15 protein-coding genes are annotated in these 18,141 nt (G+C 61.2%); 12 read left to right on the top strand and 3 right to left on the bottom strand.

Going from position 1 to position 18,141, the window contains the following annotated elements; all coding sequences use genetic code 11:
* Positions 1 to 42: 42 nt before the first annotated feature.
* From ugpE to ugpB, 3 genes are all read right to left on the bottom strand, one after another.
* Positions 43 to 894 (bottom strand): sn-glycerol-3-phosphate ABC transporter permease UgpE, encoded by an 852-nt coding sequence (gene ugpE, locus ACLBXN_RS01645; protein WP_003058493.1) that lies wholly within the window; start codon positions 892 to 894, stop codon positions 43 to 45.
* Positions 895 to 896: 2 nt separating this feature from the next.
* Positions 897 to 1,778 (bottom strand): sn-glycerol-3-phosphate ABC transporter permease UgpA, encoded by an 882-nt coding sequence (gene ugpA / locus ACLBXN_RS01650; protein ID WP_043003485.1) that lies wholly within the window; start codon positions 1,776 to 1,778, stop codon positions 897 to 899.
* A 117-nt stretch (positions 1,779 to 1,895) separates the two neighbouring features.
* A complete protein-coding gene (gene ugpB / locus ACLBXN_RS01655; protein WP_003058490.1) occupies positions 1,896 to 3,209 on the bottom strand; it encodes a sn-glycerol-3-phosphate ABC transporter substrate-binding protein UgpB in 1,314 nt (437 codons plus the stop codon).
* Between the two features lie 495 nt (positions 3,210 to 3,704).
* Between ugpB and ACLBXN_RS01660 the strand changes: the two genes are divergently transcribed.
* The 12 genes from ACLBXN_RS01660 to nudB all read left to right on the top strand — a co-directional run bounded on the left by ACLBXN_RS01660 (position 3,705) and on the right by nudB (position 18,132).
* Positions 3,705 to 7,622, top strand: a complete 3,918-nt coding sequence (locus ACLBXN_RS01660; protein WP_447610922.1) for a DUF3683 domain-containing protein — start codon at positions 3,705 to 3,707, stop codon at positions 7,620 to 7,622.
* Between the two features lie 139 nt (positions 7,623 to 7,761).
* Positions 7,762 to 8,199, top strand: a complete 438-nt coding sequence (locus ACLBXN_RS01665; protein WP_447610923.1) for an HIT family protein — start codon at positions 7,762 to 7,764, stop codon at positions 8,197 to 8,199.
* A 73-nt stretch (positions 8,200 to 8,272) separates the two neighbouring features.
* Positions 8,273 to 8,692, top strand: coding sequence for a gamma-butyrobetaine hydroxylase-like domain-containing protein (locus ACLBXN_RS01670; protein ID WP_043003482.1), 420 nt, complete (start codon positions 8,273 to 8,275; stop codon positions 8,690 to 8,692).
* A 243-nt stretch (positions 8,693 to 8,935) separates the two neighbouring features.
* Positions 8,936 to 9,667 (top strand): bifunctional demethylmenaquinone methyltransferase/2-methoxy-6-polyprenyl-1,4-benzoquinol methylase UbiE, encoded by a 732-nt coding sequence (gene ubiE / locus ACLBXN_RS01675; RefSeq protein WP_043003481.1) that lies wholly within the window; start codon positions 8,936 to 8,938, stop codon positions 9,665 to 9,667.
* 51 nt (positions 9,668 to 9,718) lie between these two features.
* The gene (locus tag ACLBXN_RS01680) at positions 9,719 to 10,717 is read left to right on the top strand and encodes a Tim44 domain-containing protein (RefSeq protein WP_447610925.1); all 999 of its coding nucleotides are present in this window, start codon (positions 9,719 to 9,721) and stop codon (positions 10,715 to 10,717) included.
* A 147-nt stretch (positions 10,718 to 10,864) separates the two neighbouring features.
* Complete coding sequence (locus tag ACLBXN_RS01685) at positions 10,865 to 11,476, top strand: ubiquinone biosynthesis accessory factor UbiJ (protein WP_447610926.1); 612 nt, start codon at positions 10,865 to 10,867, stop codon at positions 11,474 to 11,476.
* Positions 11,473 to 13,041 carry a ubiquinone biosynthesis regulatory protein kinase UbiB gene (gene ubiB, locus ACLBXN_RS01690; RefSeq protein ID WP_211457699.1) on the top strand — a complete coding sequence of 523 codons (1,569 nt, stop codon included), beginning with the start codon at positions 11,473 to 11,475 and terminating at the stop codon, positions 13,039 to 13,041. Before ACLBXN_RS01685 ends, ubiB begins: the two co-directional genes overlap by 4 nt.
* A gap of 35 nt (positions 13,042 to 13,076) precedes the next feature.
* Complete coding sequence (locus ACLBXN_RS01695; RefSeq protein WP_407715160.1) at positions 13,077 to 14,528, top strand: sodium:solute symporter family protein; 1,452 nt, start codon at positions 13,077 to 13,079, stop codon at positions 14,526 to 14,528.
* A gap of 101 nt (positions 14,529 to 14,629) precedes the next feature.
* Positions 14,630 to 14,902: an FmdB family zinc ribbon protein gene (locus tag ACLBXN_RS01700; RefSeq protein WP_003058474.1), complete on the top strand. Its 273-nt coding sequence runs from the start codon at positions 14,630 to 14,632 to the stop codon at positions 14,900 to 14,902.
* A 14-nt stretch (positions 14,903 to 14,916) separates the two neighbouring features.
* Positions 14,917 to 15,561, top strand: coding sequence for a DUF502 domain-containing protein (locus tag ACLBXN_RS01705; RefSeq protein WP_003058473.1), 645 nt, complete (start codon positions 14,917 to 14,919; stop codon positions 15,559 to 15,561).
* Positions 15,562 to 15,579: 18 nt separating this feature from the next.
* Entirely contained in the window at positions 15,580 to 17,385 is a 1,806-nt protein-coding gene (gene aspS / locus ACLBXN_RS01710; protein ID WP_039049630.1) for an aspartate--tRNA ligase, read from the top strand.
* Between the two features lie 243 nt (positions 17,386 to 17,628).
* Positions 17,629 to 18,132: a dihydroneopterin triphosphate diphosphatase gene (nudB, locus tag ACLBXN_RS01715; RefSeq protein WP_447610927.1), complete on the top strand. Its 504-nt coding sequence runs from the start codon at positions 17,629 to 17,631 to the stop codon at positions 18,130 to 18,132.
* The last annotated feature ends 9 nt before the right edge of the window (positions 18,133 to 18,141 follow it).

Consider the following 18,141-nt stretch of genomic DNA (forward strand, 5'->3'; position numbering starts at 1 on the left):
CAATGGGTCAAAAGAAGGTGGTGGAGGTCGTGGTCGAGAGCATTACTTCTCGGTATCCACCAGGCCTTTGACAAACCACTTTTGCATCAGCATGACCACCAGTGTGGGGGGCAGCATGGCCAGGATGGCTGTCGCCATCACGATGTTCCAGTCGATGGCGGCTTCGCCACCGCCAGCGACCATCCGCTTGATGCCCACGACCACGGGATACATGTCTTCCGAGGTGGTCATCAGCAGAGGCCAGAGGTACTGGTTCCAGCCGTAGATGAACTGGATCACGAACAGCGCGGCAATCGAGGTCTTGGACAAGGGCACCAGGATGTCCTTGAAAAAGCGCATGGCGCCGGCGCCATCGATGCGGGCGGCTTCCACCAGCTCATCGGGCACCGTCAGGAAGAACTGGCGGAACAGGAAGGTGGCGGTTGCCGAGGCAATCAGGGGCAGCGACAGACCGGCGTAGCTGTTCAGCAGGCCCAGTTCGGCCACGACCTTGTAGGTGGGCAGAATGCGCACTTCCACGGGCAGCATCAGGGTCAGGAAAATCGCCCAGAAGCAGATCATCTTGAACGGGAAGCGGAAGTACACGATGGCGAAGGCCGACAGCAGCGAGATGGCGATCTTGCCCACGGTGATGATCATGGCCACGACAAAGCTCACCCACATCATGTGGACGACGCTGGTGTTGGAGCCCAGCTTGCCGGAGCCCAGCAGTGCTTCCTTGTAGTTTTCCCACAGATGGGTGCCGGGCAGCAGAGGCATGGGCGCCTGCACGATCTCGCTGGCCGTGTGGGTGGAGGCCACCAGTGCCAGATACAGCGGGAAGGCCACGATGGCCACGCCGACGACAAGCACCAGGTGCGAGAAGAAATTGAGCCAGGGGTTGCGGTCAACCATGATCAGTACTGCACTTTCTTTTCAACATAGCGGAACTGGATCACAGTCAGCACAACAACAATCAGCATCAGGATCACGGACTGCGCAGCCGAGCCGCCCAGGTCCAGCGCCTTGAAGCCGTCCAGATACACCTTGTAGACCAGGATCGACGTGGACTGGCCGGGGCCGCCGTGGGTGGCCGCATCGATGATGCCGAAGGTGTCGAAGAAGGCGTAAACGATGTTGATCACCAGCAGGAAGAAGGTGGTGGGCGAGAGCAGCGGCAGCTGGATGTTCCAGAAGCGGCGCCAGGGGCCTGCACCATCAATCGAGGCCGCTTCGATCAGGGCCTTGGGGATGGACTGCAGTCCGGCGAGGAAGAACAGGAAGTTGTAGGAAATCTGCTTCCACACGGCGGCCAGAACAATCAGTGCCATGGCCTGGTTCTCGTTCATCAGGTGGTTCCAGTCATAGCCGAGCTTGCCCAGAAAATATGCCACCACGCCGATGGACGGCGAGAACATGAAAATCCACAGCACGCCGGCAATCACGGGGGCCACGGCATAGGGAATGATCAGCAGGGTCTTGTAGACCATGGCGAAGCGCACGATGCGGTCCGCAAAAATGGCCAGGGCCAGCGATGTGGCGATGCCCACGCCTGCCACCAGCACCGAGAACAGCGCGGTGCGGTAGAAGGAGTCCAGATAGGTGGGGTCGGCGAACAACTGGCGGAAGTTGTCCAGGCCCACCCATTCGGTGCTCATGCCGAACGCGTCTTCCATCTGGAATGACTGGAGTACCGCCTGACCAGCGGGCCAGAAAAAGAAGATGCCGATGATGAGGAGCTGGGGTGCGATAAGCACCCAGGGCAGCCACCTGGATCGGAAAAGAACGCGTTTTTCCATGAGGAGTCACAAATAAAAAAACCACCGGAGCCTGGGTTCAGTCAACGTGGCATTCAAAGGGCTGTGCCTTGGGTGAAGGCACAGCGGGCCTGGGGGTGCCCTGCGGCACCCTCAGGATTACTTCTTGTAGGAACGCTCGAAACGGGCCAGCAGCTCGTCGCCACGGGTCACGATGGCGTCCAGAGCCTGCTTGCCGGTCTTCTTGCCAGCCCACACCTGTTCGAGTTCTTCGTCCTCGATGGTACGGATCTGCACATAGTTGCCCAGACGGATACCGCGCGAGTTGTTGGTCACCTTGCGGATCATCTGCGTCACGGCGGTGTCGGTGCCGGGGTTCTTGGCGTAGAAGCCGGACTTGTCGGTCAGGTCATAGGCGGCCATGGTCACGGGCAGGTAGCCGGTGCGCTGGTGCGAAGCGGCCTGTACCTTGGTCTGCGACAGGAATTCGAAGAACTTGGCCACGCCCTTGTAGTGCTCGGCATTCTTGCCGGACATCACCCACAGCGAAGCGCCACCGATCACGGTGTTCTGGGGAGCGCCCTTGACATCGGGGTAGTAGGGCAGGGCAGCCAGGCCGTAGGCGAACTTGGCGTTCTTGGCCACATCGCCGTAGAAGCCGGACGAAGTCTGGATCATGGCGCATTCACCGGCGGTGAACGAAGCCTGGGGAATGGAGCCGCGGCCCTTGTAGACAAACTCGCCAGCCTTCGCAGCTGCGGCCAGATTGTCGATGTGCTTGACGTGCAGAGGCGAGTTCACCTTCATGCGTGCCTTGTAGCCGTTGGCGCTCAGGCCGTTCTGCTCGGTGGCGAACTCAACGTTGTGCCAGGTGGAGAACGATTCCAGCTGGGTCCAGCCTTGCCAGGCCAGGGTCATGGGGCAGCTGTGGCCGCTTTCCTTGAGCTTCTTGGCGGCAGCAAAGACTTCGGGCCAGGTGGTGGGGGCCTTGTCGGGGTTCAGGCCGGCCTTCTTGAAGGCGTCCTTGTTGTAATAGAAGATGGTGGTCGAGCTGTTGAAGGGGAAGCTCAGCATCTGGCCGTTGGGGGCGGTGTAGTAACCGGCCACGGCGGGGATGTAGGCCTTGGGGTCGAAAGCGACACCGGCGTCCTGCATCACCTTGCCCACGGGCACGGTCGCGCCCTTGGAAGCCATCATGGTGGCAGTGCCCACTTCGAACACCTGCAGGATGTCCGGTGCATTGCCCGAGCGGAAGGCTGCAATCGCGGCTGTCATGGACTCGTCGTAGGCACCCTTATAGGTGGGGACGATCTTGAAGTCCTTCTGGCTCTCGTTGAACTGCTTGGCCAGGTCATTGACCCACTCGTTGTTCACGGCAGTCATCGAGTGCCACCATTGGATTTCGGTGGTGGCTTGTGCCGAGAAGGCAGTTGCGGCGACGGCGGCGGCCATGGCCAGTTGCTTGAATTGCATGAAGGCTCCTCTAACTTTCGTTGACGAAATATGCGGTGATGCACATTAAGTCATTCGTATGACATATGGATGTCATTGTTTGCATGGGCTTGTGCGCTTCACCATGGGCAGAACCCGCAGTCAAAAGCCGTTGCATGACGATCTGGTGACAATTGATGGTGCGCGAAGCTGCGCCATTCTAGGTCAACGGCATTTCGTTTGTTGTTGGTAGTCTTTCGTATTGAGTTGTTTTTGATTCGGAAATGTATGATTTTTGTCTAAATAGCCTATGGAAGATTCATCGATGATTGGGAGGCGCGTGCCTTGAACGAATTCGCAGTGCTGCGCGGTGTTGTGTCATGCAGCGAAGCTGCCCGGGGCTTGCTGCTGCTTTGGCGATAGCAGGGCTGACCACTCAGAACCCATAGCAAAGCATGGCTGAGCCGCCGTCGCTTAAAATCGCCATCCCACTGGCTTAGGGGCGCCACACAGAGGGCGCCCGATACGGTCTACCCCATGAATGTACCGATTGCGTTGGCTGCCGCCCTCCAGGCCCAGGCTGCCGAACCCGCACGACTGCGCGAGATTCCCTATAACTACACATCGTTCTCTGACCGTGAGATCGTGATTCGTCTGCTGGGCTCATCCATGTGGGATGTGCTCAATCAGCTGCGTCAGGAACGCCGCACCGGCCGATCCGCCCGCATGCTCTACGAAGTGCTGGGGGATATCTGGGTTGTGCAGCGCAATCCCTATCTTCAGGACGATCTGATCCACAACCCCGACCGCCGCAAGTCGCTGGTCGAGGCGCTGGAGCATCGTCTGGCCGAGATCGACAAGCGCCGCGAGCCCAACGAGGATGCCGTGCGCGATCAGCTGGTGGGTCAGCTGGTGGAGGCTGCCCATCGCGCAGTGCATGAATTCAATGCCACGTTTGTCGAAGCCGAGCAGCTGCGCCGTCGCGCACAGAAGACACTGCGCCGCTATACCGCCAAGGACAACATCAAGTTTGACGGCCTGTCGCGCGTGGCCCATGTGACCGACGCGACCGACTGGCGCGTCGAGTACCCGTTTGTGGTGCTGACGCCCGATACCGAAGCCGAGATGGCCGGCCTGGTCAAGGGCTGTATCGAGCTGGGCCTGACGATCATTCCGCGTGGAGGCGGTACCGGTTATACGGGTGGTGCCATTCCTTTGACATGGCGCTCGGTGGTCATCAACACCGAAAAGCTGGAGGCGCTGACCGAAGTCGAGATGCGCATGATTCCCGGCGTGGACCACGAAGTGCCCACCATCTACTCCGAAGCCGGTGTGGTGACCCAGCGTGTCGCCGATGCGGCCGAGCGCGGCGGTTTTGTGTTTGCCGTGGATCCGACCTCCATCGAGGCATCCTGCATCGGCGGCAATATCGCCATGAACGCGGGCGGCAAAAAGGCGGTGCTCTGGGGCACGGCCCTGGACAATCTGGTGTCCTGGCGCATGGTCACCCCGGATGCGCAGTGGCTGGAAGTCACGCGCCTGGATCACAACCTCGGCAAGATTCACGATGCCGAGATGGCCTGCTTCGAGCTGAAGTACTTCGAGGCGGACGGCAAGACCCCTGTGCGCACCGAGCGCCTGGACATTCCCGGCCACACCTTCCGCAAGGAAGGCCTGGGCAAGGACGTGACCGACAAATTCCTCTCGGGCCTGCCCGGCATTCAGAAGGAAGGCACGGACGGTCTGATCACCAGCGCACGCTGGGTGGTGCACCGCATGCCGGCGCACACGCGTACCGTGTGCATGGAGTTCTTCGGCAATGCCAAGGATGCCGTGCCCTCCATCGTCGAGATCAAGGACTATATGTTCGCCGAGCAAAAGCGCTCGGGCGTGCTGCTGGCCGGTCTCGAACACCTGGACGACCGCTACCTCAAGGCCGTGGGCTACGCGACCAAGAGCAAGAAGGGCAATGGTCGTCTGCCCAAGATGGTGCTGCTGGGCGATATCGCCGGTGACGACGCCGACGAAGTGGCCCGCGTGGCGGCAGAGGTGGTGCGCATCGCCAATTCGCGCAACGGCGAAGGCTTTACCGCCGTCAGCGCCGAGGCGCGCAAGAAGTTCTGGCTGGACCGCAAGCGCACGGCCGCGATCTCGCGCCATACCAACGCCTTCAAGATCAATGAAGACGTGGTGATTCCTCTGCCGCGCATGGCAGAGTACACCGATGGCATCGAGCGCATCAATATCGAGCTGTCGCTGCGCAACAAGCTCAAGCTCTGCGACGAGCTGAGCGGCTTTTTCAAGCATTCCGACCTGCCCCTGGGCAAGAGCGACGATGCCGGCGACATTCCCAGCGCCGAGCTGCTGGAAGACCGCGTGCAGCAGGCGCTGGCGCTGGTGGCCGAGGTGCGCGATCTCTGGCAAGGCTGGCTGGACGGCGTGGCCACGCTGTTCCCCGAGCTGCAGGATCACCGCCTGCGTGCGAGCTGGAAGACCCAGCTCAAGGAGCCGCTGTCCAAGATTTTCGCGGGCGCTGCCTTCCAGCCGCTGCGCGAGTCGGTTAACGAGATTCACCAGAAGGTGCTCAAGGGCCGTGTCTGGGTGGCGCTGCACATGCACGCCGGCGACGGCAATGTGCACACCAATATTCCCGTCAACTCCGATGACTATGAAATGCTGCAGACCGCGCACGAAGCCGTGGCCCGCATCATGGAGCTGGCGCGCAGTCTGGACGGCGTGATCTCGGGCGAGCACGGCATCGGCATCACCAAGCTGGAATTCCTCTCGGATGCCGAGCTGGCGCCGTTTGCCGATTACAAGAAGCGTGTGGACCCCGAAGGCCGCTTCAACAAGGGCAAGCTGATCCGCAACGAAGAGTGGGATGCCCTGGCGCACCAGAGTCACGACGGCCGCTCGCCGCGCGAGTCGCTGATGTTTGCCGACCTGACCAATGCCTATACGCCCAGCTTTGGTCTGATGGGTTACGAATCCATCATCATGCAGCAGTCGGACATCGGCGCCATCGCCAATTCCGTCAAGGACTGCCTGCGCTGCGGCAAGTGCAAGCCCGTGTGCGCCACTCATGTGCCGCGCGCCAATCTGCTGTACTCGCCACGCAACAAGATTCTGGCCACCTCGCTGCTGGTGGAGGCCTTCCTCTACGAAGAGCAGACACGCCGTGGCGTGTCTATCAAGCACTGGCAGGAATTCGAGGACGTGGCCGACCACTGCACGGTCTGCCACAAGTGCTTCAACCCCTGCCCGGTCAAGATCGACTTCGGCGACGTGACCATGAATATGCGCAATCTGCTGCGCAAGATGGACAAGAAGAGCTTCCGCCCCGGCAACAAGCTGGCCATGGCCATGCTCAACGCCACCAATCCCGACACCATCAAGTTCATGCGCACGGCCATGGTGGGCGTGGGCTTCAAGGCCCAGCGCCTGGCGGCCGACGTGCTGGGAGCGGTTGCCAAGAAGCAGACCGCGCACCCGCCCGCATCGGTGGGCACGGCTCCCATCAAGGAGCAGGTGATCCACTTCATCAACAAGAAGCTGCCCGGCGGTCTGCCGACCAAGACGGCGCGCGCCTTGCTGGACATCGAGGACAAGGACTACGTGCCCATCATCCGCGACCCGCAGGCCACCAAGTCGGACACCGAGGCGGTGTTCTACTTCCCAGGTTGCGGCTCCGAGCGCCTGTTCAGCCAGGTGGGTCTGGCTACGCAGGCCATGCTCTGGCATGCCGGCGTGCAGACCGTGCTGCCGCCCGGCTATCTGTGCTGTGGCTATCCCCAGCGCGGCTCGGGCCAGTTCGACAAGGCCGAGAAGATGATCACGGACAACCGTGTGCTCTTCCACCGTGTGGCGACCACGCTCAACTATCTGGACATCAAGACCGTGGTGGTGAGCTGCGGTACCTGCTATGACCAGCTGCAGGGCTACCAGTTCGACAAGATCTTCCCTGGCTGCCGCATCATCGACATCCACGAATATCTGCTCGAAAAAGGCATCACGCTGCAGAACAAGGGCTCGTACCTGTACCACGACCCCTGCCACACGCCCATGAAGCAGCAGGACCCGATGAAGACCGTCAAGGCCTTGATGGGCGACAACGTGCTCAAGAGCGAGCGCTGCTGCGGCGAGTCCGGCACGCTGGGGGTGACGCGTCCCGACATCTCCACGCAGATCCGCTTCCGCAAGACCGAAGAGATCCGCAAGGGCGAGGCCGCGCTGCGCGACAACGGTCAGCTCGGTGCCCAGGACAACGTCAAGATCCTGACCAGCTGCCCCAGCTGCCTGCAGGGCCTGAGCCGCTACGGCAACGACCTGAACAACGGTCTGCTCGAAGCCGACTACATCGTGGTCGAAATGGCGAAGGACATTTTGGGCGAGAACTGGATGGCCGAGTATGTGAATCGCGCCAACCAGGGCGGTATTGAACGCGTGCTGGTGTGATGCCCCCTGAGTCGCTTCGCGCCTTATCACCCTCGGCGCGGGGCGGCGGGGCCACATAGGCCCTTCCTCGGTGTCTCCGGCCTGCGCTGGGGTTACATCGCAGTGATGTGGGCAAGAAGCATTGCAATGGAGATTTCAGATGTTGGTTGAAAATTGTCCTCTGTGCACTGCCGACGGCGGTACGCTGGTCTGGCGCGGCGACAAGCTGCGTGTGATCCGGGCCGCCGAGCAGGGCTTTCCGGCCTTTTATCGCGTGGTCTGGAATGATCATGCGGCCGAGTTCTCGGATCTGAGTGCGGTGGATCGCATTGTCTGCATGGATGCGGTGGCCCTGGTGGAGCGCGTGCTGCGCGAGCAGCTGGCTCCGACCAAGATCAATCTGGCGGCGCTCGGTAATATGGTGGCGCATCTGCACTGGCATGTGATTGCGCGCTATGACTGGGACAGCCACTTTCCCGCTTCGGTCTGGGCTGGAGCCCAGCGCGAGCGCGATGAAGCCCGCGAAGCTGCGATTGCCCGCCAGCTGCCGCAGGTGGACGAGATGCTGCAAAAGGCACTGGCCCTCTGGGCTGCGTGATGTTTTCGTCTCCGTCGGGAGATCCAAAGGGCAGCTTGAGGCTGCCCTTTTATGCATTGATTAGGAGAAAACCATGGCAGGACTGCAAGCCAACACTCCCACCCCCCAGTCGCTGACCGTGCATGGTGCATCGCGCGTGCTGGAGGTCTCTTATTCGGACGGCAAGACTTTCCGCATTCCGTTCGAGCTGCTGCGCGTGTACTCGCCCTCGGCCGAAGTCCAGGGCCACGGCCCTGGCCAGGAAGTGCTGCAGACCGGCAAGCGCGATGTGGGCATCAACACCGTCGAGCCGGTGGGCAACTACGCCATCAAGCCCTTCTTCAGCGACGGGCACGAAAGCGGTCTTTACACCTGGGAATACCTCTATCAGCTGGGTAGCCAGCAGGACGCTCTGTGGCAGCAATATCTGCAGCGTCTGCAGGAGGCCGGACTGGAGCGCGACACGCCCATGCCCGAGAAAGGCGCCGGCGGCCATGGCTGCAGCGTGCATTGAGCTTTGACTCCCAGGGGCTTGCATGTCGGTCCAAAAGCCGGCAGCAACGTCCCGCACACGCCACAGCGCCCATGCGTGCAGCACAGGGTTATTGAGGCTGGTGCTATATTTCCAATAGCTGGCAGCGCATGTGAAATAAGCGCTCAAGGCGAATTCTTTCCAAAAACCATAGTGCTTCAAAGCCTGTAGCCATACGGGGTTGTCGCTGTACGCGCAAGCACTGCCTGCTTAGCATTCTTTGTTATGAGCTCCACACACTTCGGATTCCAGACTGTTGATGAAAGCGAGAAGGCATCGCGCGTACGCGGTGTGTTCGACTCCGTGGCTTCCAAGTACGACGTCATGAACGACGTGATGTCGGGTGGTCTGCACCGTGCCTGGAAGGCTTACGCGCTGATGGTGGCCAACCTCAAGGAAGGCGACAAGGCGCTGGACATCGCGGGCGGCACTGGGGATCTGTCCCTGGCTTTTTCCAAGAAGGTCGGGGCCAGCGGTCAGGTGGTGCACACCGACATCAACGAAGCCATGCTGCGTGTGGGGCGCGACCGTCTGACCGACAAGGGCGTGATCCTGCCCACGCTGGTCTGCGATGCGGAAAAGCTGCCCTTTCCCGACAACTATTTCGATCTGGTCAGCGTGGCCTTCGGCCTGCGCAATATGACGCACAAGGATGCCGCGCTCAAGGAAATGAACCGCGTGCTGCGTCCTGGCGGCAAGCTGCTGGTGCTGGAATTCTCCAAGGTGGCCAAGCCCCTGGAGAAGGCCTATGACTGGTACTCGTTCAAGGTTTTGCCGGCCATGGGCAAGATGATTGCCGGCGATGCCGAAAGCTATCGCTATCTGGCCGAATCCATCCGCATGCATCCGGGGCAGAAGGAGCTCAAGGCCTTGATGCAGCAATGCGGCTTTGGTCATGTGGACTATCACAACATGACTGGGGGCGTCTGTGCCTTGCATGTGGGAATCAAGTGTTAAGTGCGCCTGGTGCGCAGATTTGTAGCGACTTTCTAGAAGAAGGGAGATGAGATGAAGAAACTTTGGTCAATCGCCTTGGTGGCAATGCTGGTGGTGGCACATGGTCAGGCCGACGCCAAGCGCATGGGCGGCGGCTCATCGCTCGGCAAACAGTCGGGCAACGTCACTCAGCGTGAAGCTTCTCGTGCTCCCGCTCAGAATCCCCAGCAGGCTGGGCAGCAGAATGCGGCGCAGCAAAACCGCGCGGCCCCGCCCGCAACTCCGGCCGCTGCACCCAAGAAGCCCTGGGGCGCCATGTTGGGCGGCCTGGCCGCAGGCCTGGGCCTGGCCTGGCTGGCCAACTCGCTGGGCATGGGCGAAGCCTTTGCCAATATGCTGATGTTCGGTCTGCTGGCCATGGTGATCATGGTGGTGGTCGGCATGATCATGCGCCGTCGCAAGCCCGCGCCTGCCATGCAGAGCAATCACAGCCCCTTCGCCTTTCAGGGCGCAGGCAATCTGGGTGGTGATGCCAACGCTCCCCAGGCTCGCCAGTACAACCCTGAAAAAGTGGGCAACGATGCGTCGGCTCGTCCCTGGGAACAGAACCATATTCCCGAAGCCGCAGCAGCAGCCGGTGGCTCCATGATCGGCTCTGCATTGTCGGGTTCGCAGAACTGGGGCGTGCCCGCAGACTTCGATGCCGAAGGCTTTCTCACGGCAGCCAAGCGTAACTTCGTGACGCTGCAATCGGCCTGGGACAAGTCCGACATCACAACCCTGCGCTCCATGATGACCGACGAGATGCTCTCGGAAATCCGCAGCCAGCTGTCCGAACGCGAGAGCCAGCGTGCCGGTGAACCCAACCTCACCGATGTGCTGATGATCGATGCGCAGTTGCTGGGCATCGAGGACCTGGGCAATGGCTATATGGCCAGCGTCGAGTTCTCCGGCATGATCCGCGAAGAGGCATCGGCAGGCCCCAGCCCCTTCCGCGAAGTCTGGAACATGACCAAGCCCAAGAGCGGCACCAGCGGCTGGCTGGTGGCAGGCGTGCAGGCGCTGCAATAAAGCCACGGCTCGAACTGGCATGTCCCGATCCGGGGCACTCAGCGAGAGCCTGGCCGGCCCTTCGCCTCGCAGCGAAGCCGCCCGCCCCTCAAGGCGAAGGCGCAAAGCGCCACAGGGGGGAATCAATTTCATGAATAATCGGGGACTATGGCAACACAGTCCCCTTTTTCTTTTCTGGGCGGTCTCGTCGAACGCGTGATGGCCGGCCCCCAAGCTCCCGAATGGCTGGTGAGTGAAATGCATCAGCGTCTGGTGCTTTTCCTCAACCATGTGCTGATGCAGGAAAAAGAGGCCAGGGATCGCCTCGTGCGCCAGAAAGGCCGTATTGCGCGCGTGCAATGGCGCCAGTACTCGGTTGCCTTGCTGGTCACCCCTGCCGGCCTGTTCGATCTGGCTCCTGCAGAGGCGGCGCCCGATCTGATGCTGGAAGTCACGGAAACCTCTCCACTGTCGCTGGCCCAGACGGCCTTGCGTGGCGACAAGCCCAGCATTCGCATCGAAGGCGACGTGCAGTTTGCGGCCGAAATCAACTGGCTGGTGGACAACGTCAAGTGGGATGTGGAGGAAGACCTGGCCCGCCTGATCGGTGACGTGCCGGCCCACACCATCGCCAAGGTGGCTCGTACCGCTGCTCAGGGGTTGCGTCAGTTCGTCGGCGCACGCATGGGCGGCAAGTCCTCCTCTGCTGCCGATGCGGCCCATCCTGCCAGCACGGCCCCCGTGGCAGCCATGCCAGGCGCCGATTACACACAGCCATGAGCCGTTTTCTGCGAGGCTGGGCCATCCTCTGGGTGGTGTTTCGTTATGGGCTCGACGAACTGGTGCTCTCCGGGATCCCGCATCCGCGACTGCGCAGCCTGCGCGGCGTGCTGACCTTCGGCCGCAAGCTGGACAAGCCACGTGGCGTACGCCTGCGCGAAGCGCTGGAAGAGCTGGGACCGATCTTCGTGAAGTTCGGTCAAGTGCTGTCCACACGCAGCGACCTGATGCCGCCCGATGTGGCCGAGGAACTGGCCAAGCTGCAGGATCGCGTGCCGCCGTTCGATTCCCAGATCGCGGTGGACACTATCGAGCGTTCCTTTCGCAAGCCGCTGGAGCAGATCTTCATCAGCTTCGAGCGCGAGCCCGTGGCCAGCGCATCGATTGCCCAGGTGCACTTTGCCCGGATCCGCGACAAGGACGGCATCGAGCACGACGTTGCCGTCAAGGTGCTGCGTCCGGGCATGAAGTCCGTGATCGACAAGGATCTGGCGCTGATGCACATGATGGCGAGCTGGCTGGAAAAGCTCTCCCACGACGGCAAGCGTCTCAAGCCCAAGGAAGTGGTTGCCGAGTTCGACAACTATCTGCACGACGAGCTGGATCTGATCCGCGAAGCCTCCAATGCCGCGCAGTTGCGCCGCAATATGGAAGGGCTGGATCTGGTGCTGATCCCCGAGATCCACTGGGATTACTGCCATACCGATGTGATGGTGATGGAGCGCATGAAGGGCGTGCCCATCAGCCAGGTCGAGCGCCTGCGCGAAGCCGGTGTGGACATCCCCAAGCTGGCGCGCGATGGCGTGACCATCTTCTTTACCCAAGTGTTCCGTGACGGTTTCTTCCATGCCGACATGCACCCGGGCAACATCATGGTCAGCCTGGAGCCCGATACCTTCGGACGCTACATCTCGCTGGACTTTGGCATCGTCGGCACGCTGACCGAGTTCGACAAGGAATATCTGGCGCAGAACTTCCTGGCCTTCTTCCGCCGCGACTACAAGCGCGTTGCCGCCTTGCATGTGGAAAGCGGCTGGGTACCGGCCACGACACGCGTCGAGGAACTGGAAGCGGCCATCCGCGCCGTCTGCGAGCCTTATTTCGACCGGCCTCTGGCCGAAATTTCGCTGGGCATGGTGCTGATGCGCCTGTTCCAGACCTCGCGCCGTTTCCAGGTCGAGATCCAGCCCCAGCTGGTGCTGCTGCAAAAGACCTTGCTCAATATCGAAGGCCTGGGGCGCCAGCTCGACCCCAACCTCGACCTCTGGAGCACGGCCAAGCCGTTCCTCGAGAAATGGATGCTGGATCAGATGGGGCCGCAGCGTCTGTGGCATGAGCTGCAGGCTCAGGCCCCGCGTTACGCCAAGATCCTGCCCGACATTCCACGGGTGCTGCACCAGTATCTGTCCAGGCATGGCTCCGGCAATGACAGCGAGACCCTGCTCAAGGAACTGCTGCAGCAGCAGAAAACGACCAACCGTCTGCTGCAGGCTATCCTCTGCGGCGGTATTGGTTTCGTCATCGGTCTGGTGGTGCTGCAGGTTCTGCTGCGCATCCGCTTCTGAGCTTTCCCCTTCTTTAGAGTTCGAGGAGTGCCAGCGTGCTGCTCTCATTGGTGATCGTCTACCTGTTAGTGACCATCGGCATTGGTCTGTGGGCCGCCAGACGCGTGAAGAACACGGCGGATTTCGCCATTGCCGGCCGTCATCTGCCGCTCTACATGATCATCACCACCACCTTTGCGACCTGGTTCGGGTCCGAGCTGGTGCTGGGCGTGCCTGCCAAGTTCATCGAAGGCGGACTGCATGCGCTGGTGGAAGATCCATTTGGCGCGGGCATGTGCCTGATCCTGGTGGGCGTGTTCTTTGCGGCCAAGCTCTACCGCATGAATCTGCTGACCATCAGCGACTACTACCGCTCGCGCTATGGCCGGGCTATCGAGGTGGTCTGCTCGCTGATCATCATGCTCAGCTATCTGGGCTGGGTCTCGGCCCAGGTCACGGCGCTGGGCCTGGTCTTCAATCTGCTCTCGGGCGGTGTCGTCAGCATTCCCATGGGCATGACGATCGGCGTGCTCTCCGTGCTGGTCTACACCCTGTTCGGCGGCATGTGGTCGGTGGCCGTGACGGATTTCGTGCAGATGATCATTCTGGTCGCCGGCCTGCTGATCCTGGCATTTTTTGCCGGTGACATGGCGGGCGGTGCGGGCAAGGTGGTCGATCTGGCCACCAGCCGCGATCTCTTCAAGTTTCTGCCCGAGCCTTCGCTGCACGAAATCGTTTTCTTCATCGGCGCTGCCGTGACCATGATGCTGGGCTCGATTCCGCAGCAGGACATCTTTCAGCGCGTGATGTCGGCAGACACCGAGAAGTCGGCCGTGCGCGGCACCATCATCGGCGGTGCCTGCTATGTGATCTTTGCCTTCGTGCCCATGTTTCTGGTGGCCAGTGCGCTCATCATCATGCCCGCCGAAGCCACGGCCCTGCTGGCCGATGATCCGCAGAAGGTGCTGCCCACCCTGGTGATGGACAAGATGCCGTTTGCCATGCAGGTGCTGTTCTTCGGTGCGCTGCTCTCGGCCATCAAGTCCTGCGCCTCTGCCACCTTGCTGGCCCCCAGCGTGACCTTCACCGAGAACATCTGGCGTCAGTTCCGGCCCTACACCTCGGACAAGGACAATCTCAGGACCATGCGCATCAGCGTGCTGGTGTTCGCGGCCTGTGTGCTGGCCTATTCGATCGTCATGGAAGGCACGCCCATCTATGAGCTGGTCGCCAGCGCCTATCAGGTGCCGCTGGTGGGGGCCTTCGTGCCGCTGGTGTTTGGCCTGTACTGGAAGCGCGCCACCACCCAGGGCGCCATCAGCGCCGTGGCGCTGGGCATCGGTGTGTGGCTCATCTTCATGGTCACGCCCGCGCTCAACCAGGCTTTTCCACAGCAGCTGGCTGGTCTTTTGGCTGCGGTCGTCGGCATGGTGGCAGGCTCGCTGCTGCCCCAGTGGATCAGCAACCATCACCGTGAAATAGAGTCCTTTGCCGAGATCAAGGCTTGAGGGCGCAAACCGGCGCCGCCGGGGCTTGCTTGCGCAGCGCAGCAAAACCAGGGGCGGCGCCTATAATTGAGGGTTTTTGCACTTCCCCCGTTTTTAGCGCTATGCCTATCTATGCATACAAGTGTGGTTCCTGCGGCCACGCCAAGGATGTGCTGCAGAAAATCTCGGACGCGCCGCTGACCGTGTGCCCAGCTTGCGGGGCCGAGGCCTTTTCCAAGCAGCTCACCGCTCCGGGCTTTCAGCTCAAGGGTTCTGGCTGGTACGCCACGGACTTCAAGAACAGCGGCAGCAAGCCGGCTGCAAGCACCTCTTCATCCAGTGACAGTGCCGCTGCACCTGCAGCAGCTGCAGCTCCTGCACCCGCCAATTCCTGAGGCTTACCCACACTATGTCTGCATTGCGCAAGTGGCTGATTGCCGGTTTGCTGGTCATCGTTCCCCTGGTGATCACGCTGGGCGTGCTCAACTGGATCATCGGAACGCTGGATCAGACGCTGGCCATTCTTCCCGAAGCCTGGCAGCCCGACAGATTGCTGGGCATGCATATTCCGGGCTTTGGCGTTATTCTGACCTTGCTGATTCTGCTGCTCGTGGGCGGCATTGCCAGCAATTTCATCGGCCGCAAGCTGGTGGGTTGGGGTGATGCGCTGGTGCGCCGCATTCCCGTGGTGCGCTCCATCTATTCCAGCGTCAAGCAGGTCTCGGACACCGTGTTCTCCGACAGCGGCAACGCTTTTCGCACGGCAGTGCTGGTGCAGTGGCCGCGTGAGGGCGTATGGACCGTGGCTTTCGTCACAGGCCAGCCCAGCGGTGAGGTGGCTGCCCTGTTGCGCGACGAATATGTGAGCGTCTTTGTGCCCACCACGCCCAACCCCACAGGGGGTTATTTCGTGCTGGTGCGCAAGAGCGAATGCATCGAGCTGGAAATGAGTGTGGATGCGGCGCTCAAATACATTGTTTCGATGGGCGTGGTGGCTCCGCCGGACCTCGCACTGATCGAAGAATCCAAACAAACAACCTTGTCGCACCCCTAAGGTGCAGGAAGAATTTTCATGGCAATGCGTTCTCAATACTGCGGTCTGGTGACCGAAGCCCAAATGGGCGAAACCGTGACCTTGTGCGGCTGGGTGAATCGCCGCCGTGACCATGGTGGCGTGATCTTCATCGACCTGCGCGACCGCGAAGGCTATGTGCAGGTGGTCTGCGATCCCGACCGCGCCGAGATGTTCAAGGTGGCCGAAGACGTGCGCAACGAGTTCTGCGTGCAGGTCAAGGGTGTGGTGCGTGCGCGTCCCGCCGGCACTACCAACGACAAGCTCAAGAGCGGCCAGATCGAAGTGCTGTGCCATGAGCTGAATGTGCTCAACGCCTCCGTCACGCCTCCTTTCCAGCTGGACGACGACAATCTGTCGGAAACCGTGCGTCTGACCAACCGCGTGATGGATCTGCGCCGTCCCGTGATGCAGCGCAACATGATGCTGCGCTACAAGACCGCCATCCAGGTGCGCAACTTCCTCGACAAGGAAGGCTTCATCGACATCGAGACTCCCATGCTGGGCAAGTCCACGCCCGAAGGCGCCCGCGACTACCTCGTGCCCTCGCGCGTGCATGACGGCGAATTCTTCGCGTTGCCCCAGTCGCCCCAGCTGTACAAGCAGATGCTGATGGTCTCGGGTTTCGACCGCTACTACCAGATCACCAAGTGCTTCCGCGACGAAGACCTGCGCGCTGACCGTCAGCCCGAATTCACGCAGATCGACTGCGAAACCTCCTTCCTGAACGAAGAGGAAATTCGTGCCATCTTCCAGCGCATGATCAAGGAAGTGTTCCAGACCCAGCTGAACGTGGATCTGGGCGAGTTCCCCATCATGACCTACCAGGATGCGGCCTTCCGCTTCGGTTCGGACAAGCCCGACCTGCGCGTCAAGCTCGAGTTCACCGAGCTGACCGACATCATGGGCGACGTGGACTTCAAGGTCTTCTCCACCCCCGCCACCACCAAGGGTGGCCGTGTCGTGGCCCTGCGCGTGCCCGGCGGCGCTGCCATCTCGCGTGGCGAGATCGACGGCTACACCGAGTTCGTCAAGATCTACGGTGCCAAGGGTCTGGCCTGGATCAAGGTCAACGAAGTGGCCAAGGGCCGCGAAGGCCTGCAGTCGCCCATCGTCAAGAACCTGCATGATGCTGCCCTGACCGAAATCCTCAAGCGCACCGGCGCCCAGGATGGCGACTTGCTGTTCTTCGGCGCCGACAAGGAAAAGATCGTCAACGACTCCATCGGCGCCCTGCGCCTGAAGGTCGGCCACAGCGAATTCGGCAAGAAGAGCGGCCTGTTCGAAGACAAGTGGGCGCCTCTGTGGGTGGTGGACTTCCCCATGTTCGAGCATGACGAGGAATCCGGCCGCTGGGTGGCCGTGCACCATCCCTTCACCTCGCCCAAGGACGGTCACGAAGACCTGATGGACACCGATCCTGGCAAGTGCATTGCCAAGGCCTACGACATGGTCTTGAACGGCTGGGAACTGGGCGGCGGCTCGGTGCGTATCCACCGCGCCGACGTGCAGGCCAAGGTGTTCGAAGCCCTGAACATCACGCCCGAGCAGCAGCGCGCCAAGTTCGGCTATCTGCTGGACGCGCTGCAGTACGGTGCGCCTCCCCACGGCGGTCTGGCCTTCGGTCTGGATCGTCTGATCACGCTGATGACCGGCTCCGACTCCATCCGCGACGTGATTGCCTTCCCCAAGACACAGCGCGCCCAGGATCTGCTGACCCAGGCTCCCTCGCCCGTGGACGAGAAGCAGCTGCGCGAGCTGCACATCAAGCTGCGCAACCCCATGGTGGTCACCACCGAGGCTTGATTGCCAAGCTCCCCGTGAACAGCGCCGGTCGCTGTTCACACCCGAGCGCCAGTTCGCGAAAGCGGCTGGCGCTTTTTTGTTGCTTTGAAATTGGGAGCTGCTTACGCTTGTCAATCTTGGATTTCAGATAGTTTTTTCTATGAATTCAATGAATGGAGAGCGGTTGCAGCTATGAATATTGATGGCTATCAAGCAGCAGGGCGACTCCGCATGCTGTCATCCTGGCCGCGCTAATATGCTGCGATGGAAGTCAGGCCCTACAAGATTCCGCAGTCCGTGCTGGTCGTGATCTACCGTGAAGACGGGAAGGTGTTGCTGCTGCGCCGCAGCATTGCGGCGCCCGAGGGCGAGCCTTTCTGGCAATCCGTCACGGGCAGCAAGGACAGCCTGGACGAGGACTGGCATGAAACCGCGGTGCGCGAGGTGCTGGAGGAAACCGGCATCGACGCGCTGGCGCCGGACTGTTGCCTGACCGACTGGGAACTCGAGAACGTCTACGCCATCTATCCTCAATGGCTGCATCGTTACGCGCCGGGTGTCAGCCATAACCAGGAGCGTGTCTTCGGCCTGCGTGTGCCGTCTCACCTGAGCGTGCACTTGAATCCCAGGGAGCACACCGCACATGATTGGCATGACTGGCGTGAGGCAGCCCAGCGCTGCTTTTCTTCTTCCAATGCAGAAGCTATTTTGCTGTTGCCGCGCTTCGAGCCGGCGCTGGCCGAGCGCCGGTGCAGGCAGCAGCCTTGAAACCATCAG

The organism is Comamonas sp. C24C (assembly GCF_053345995.1).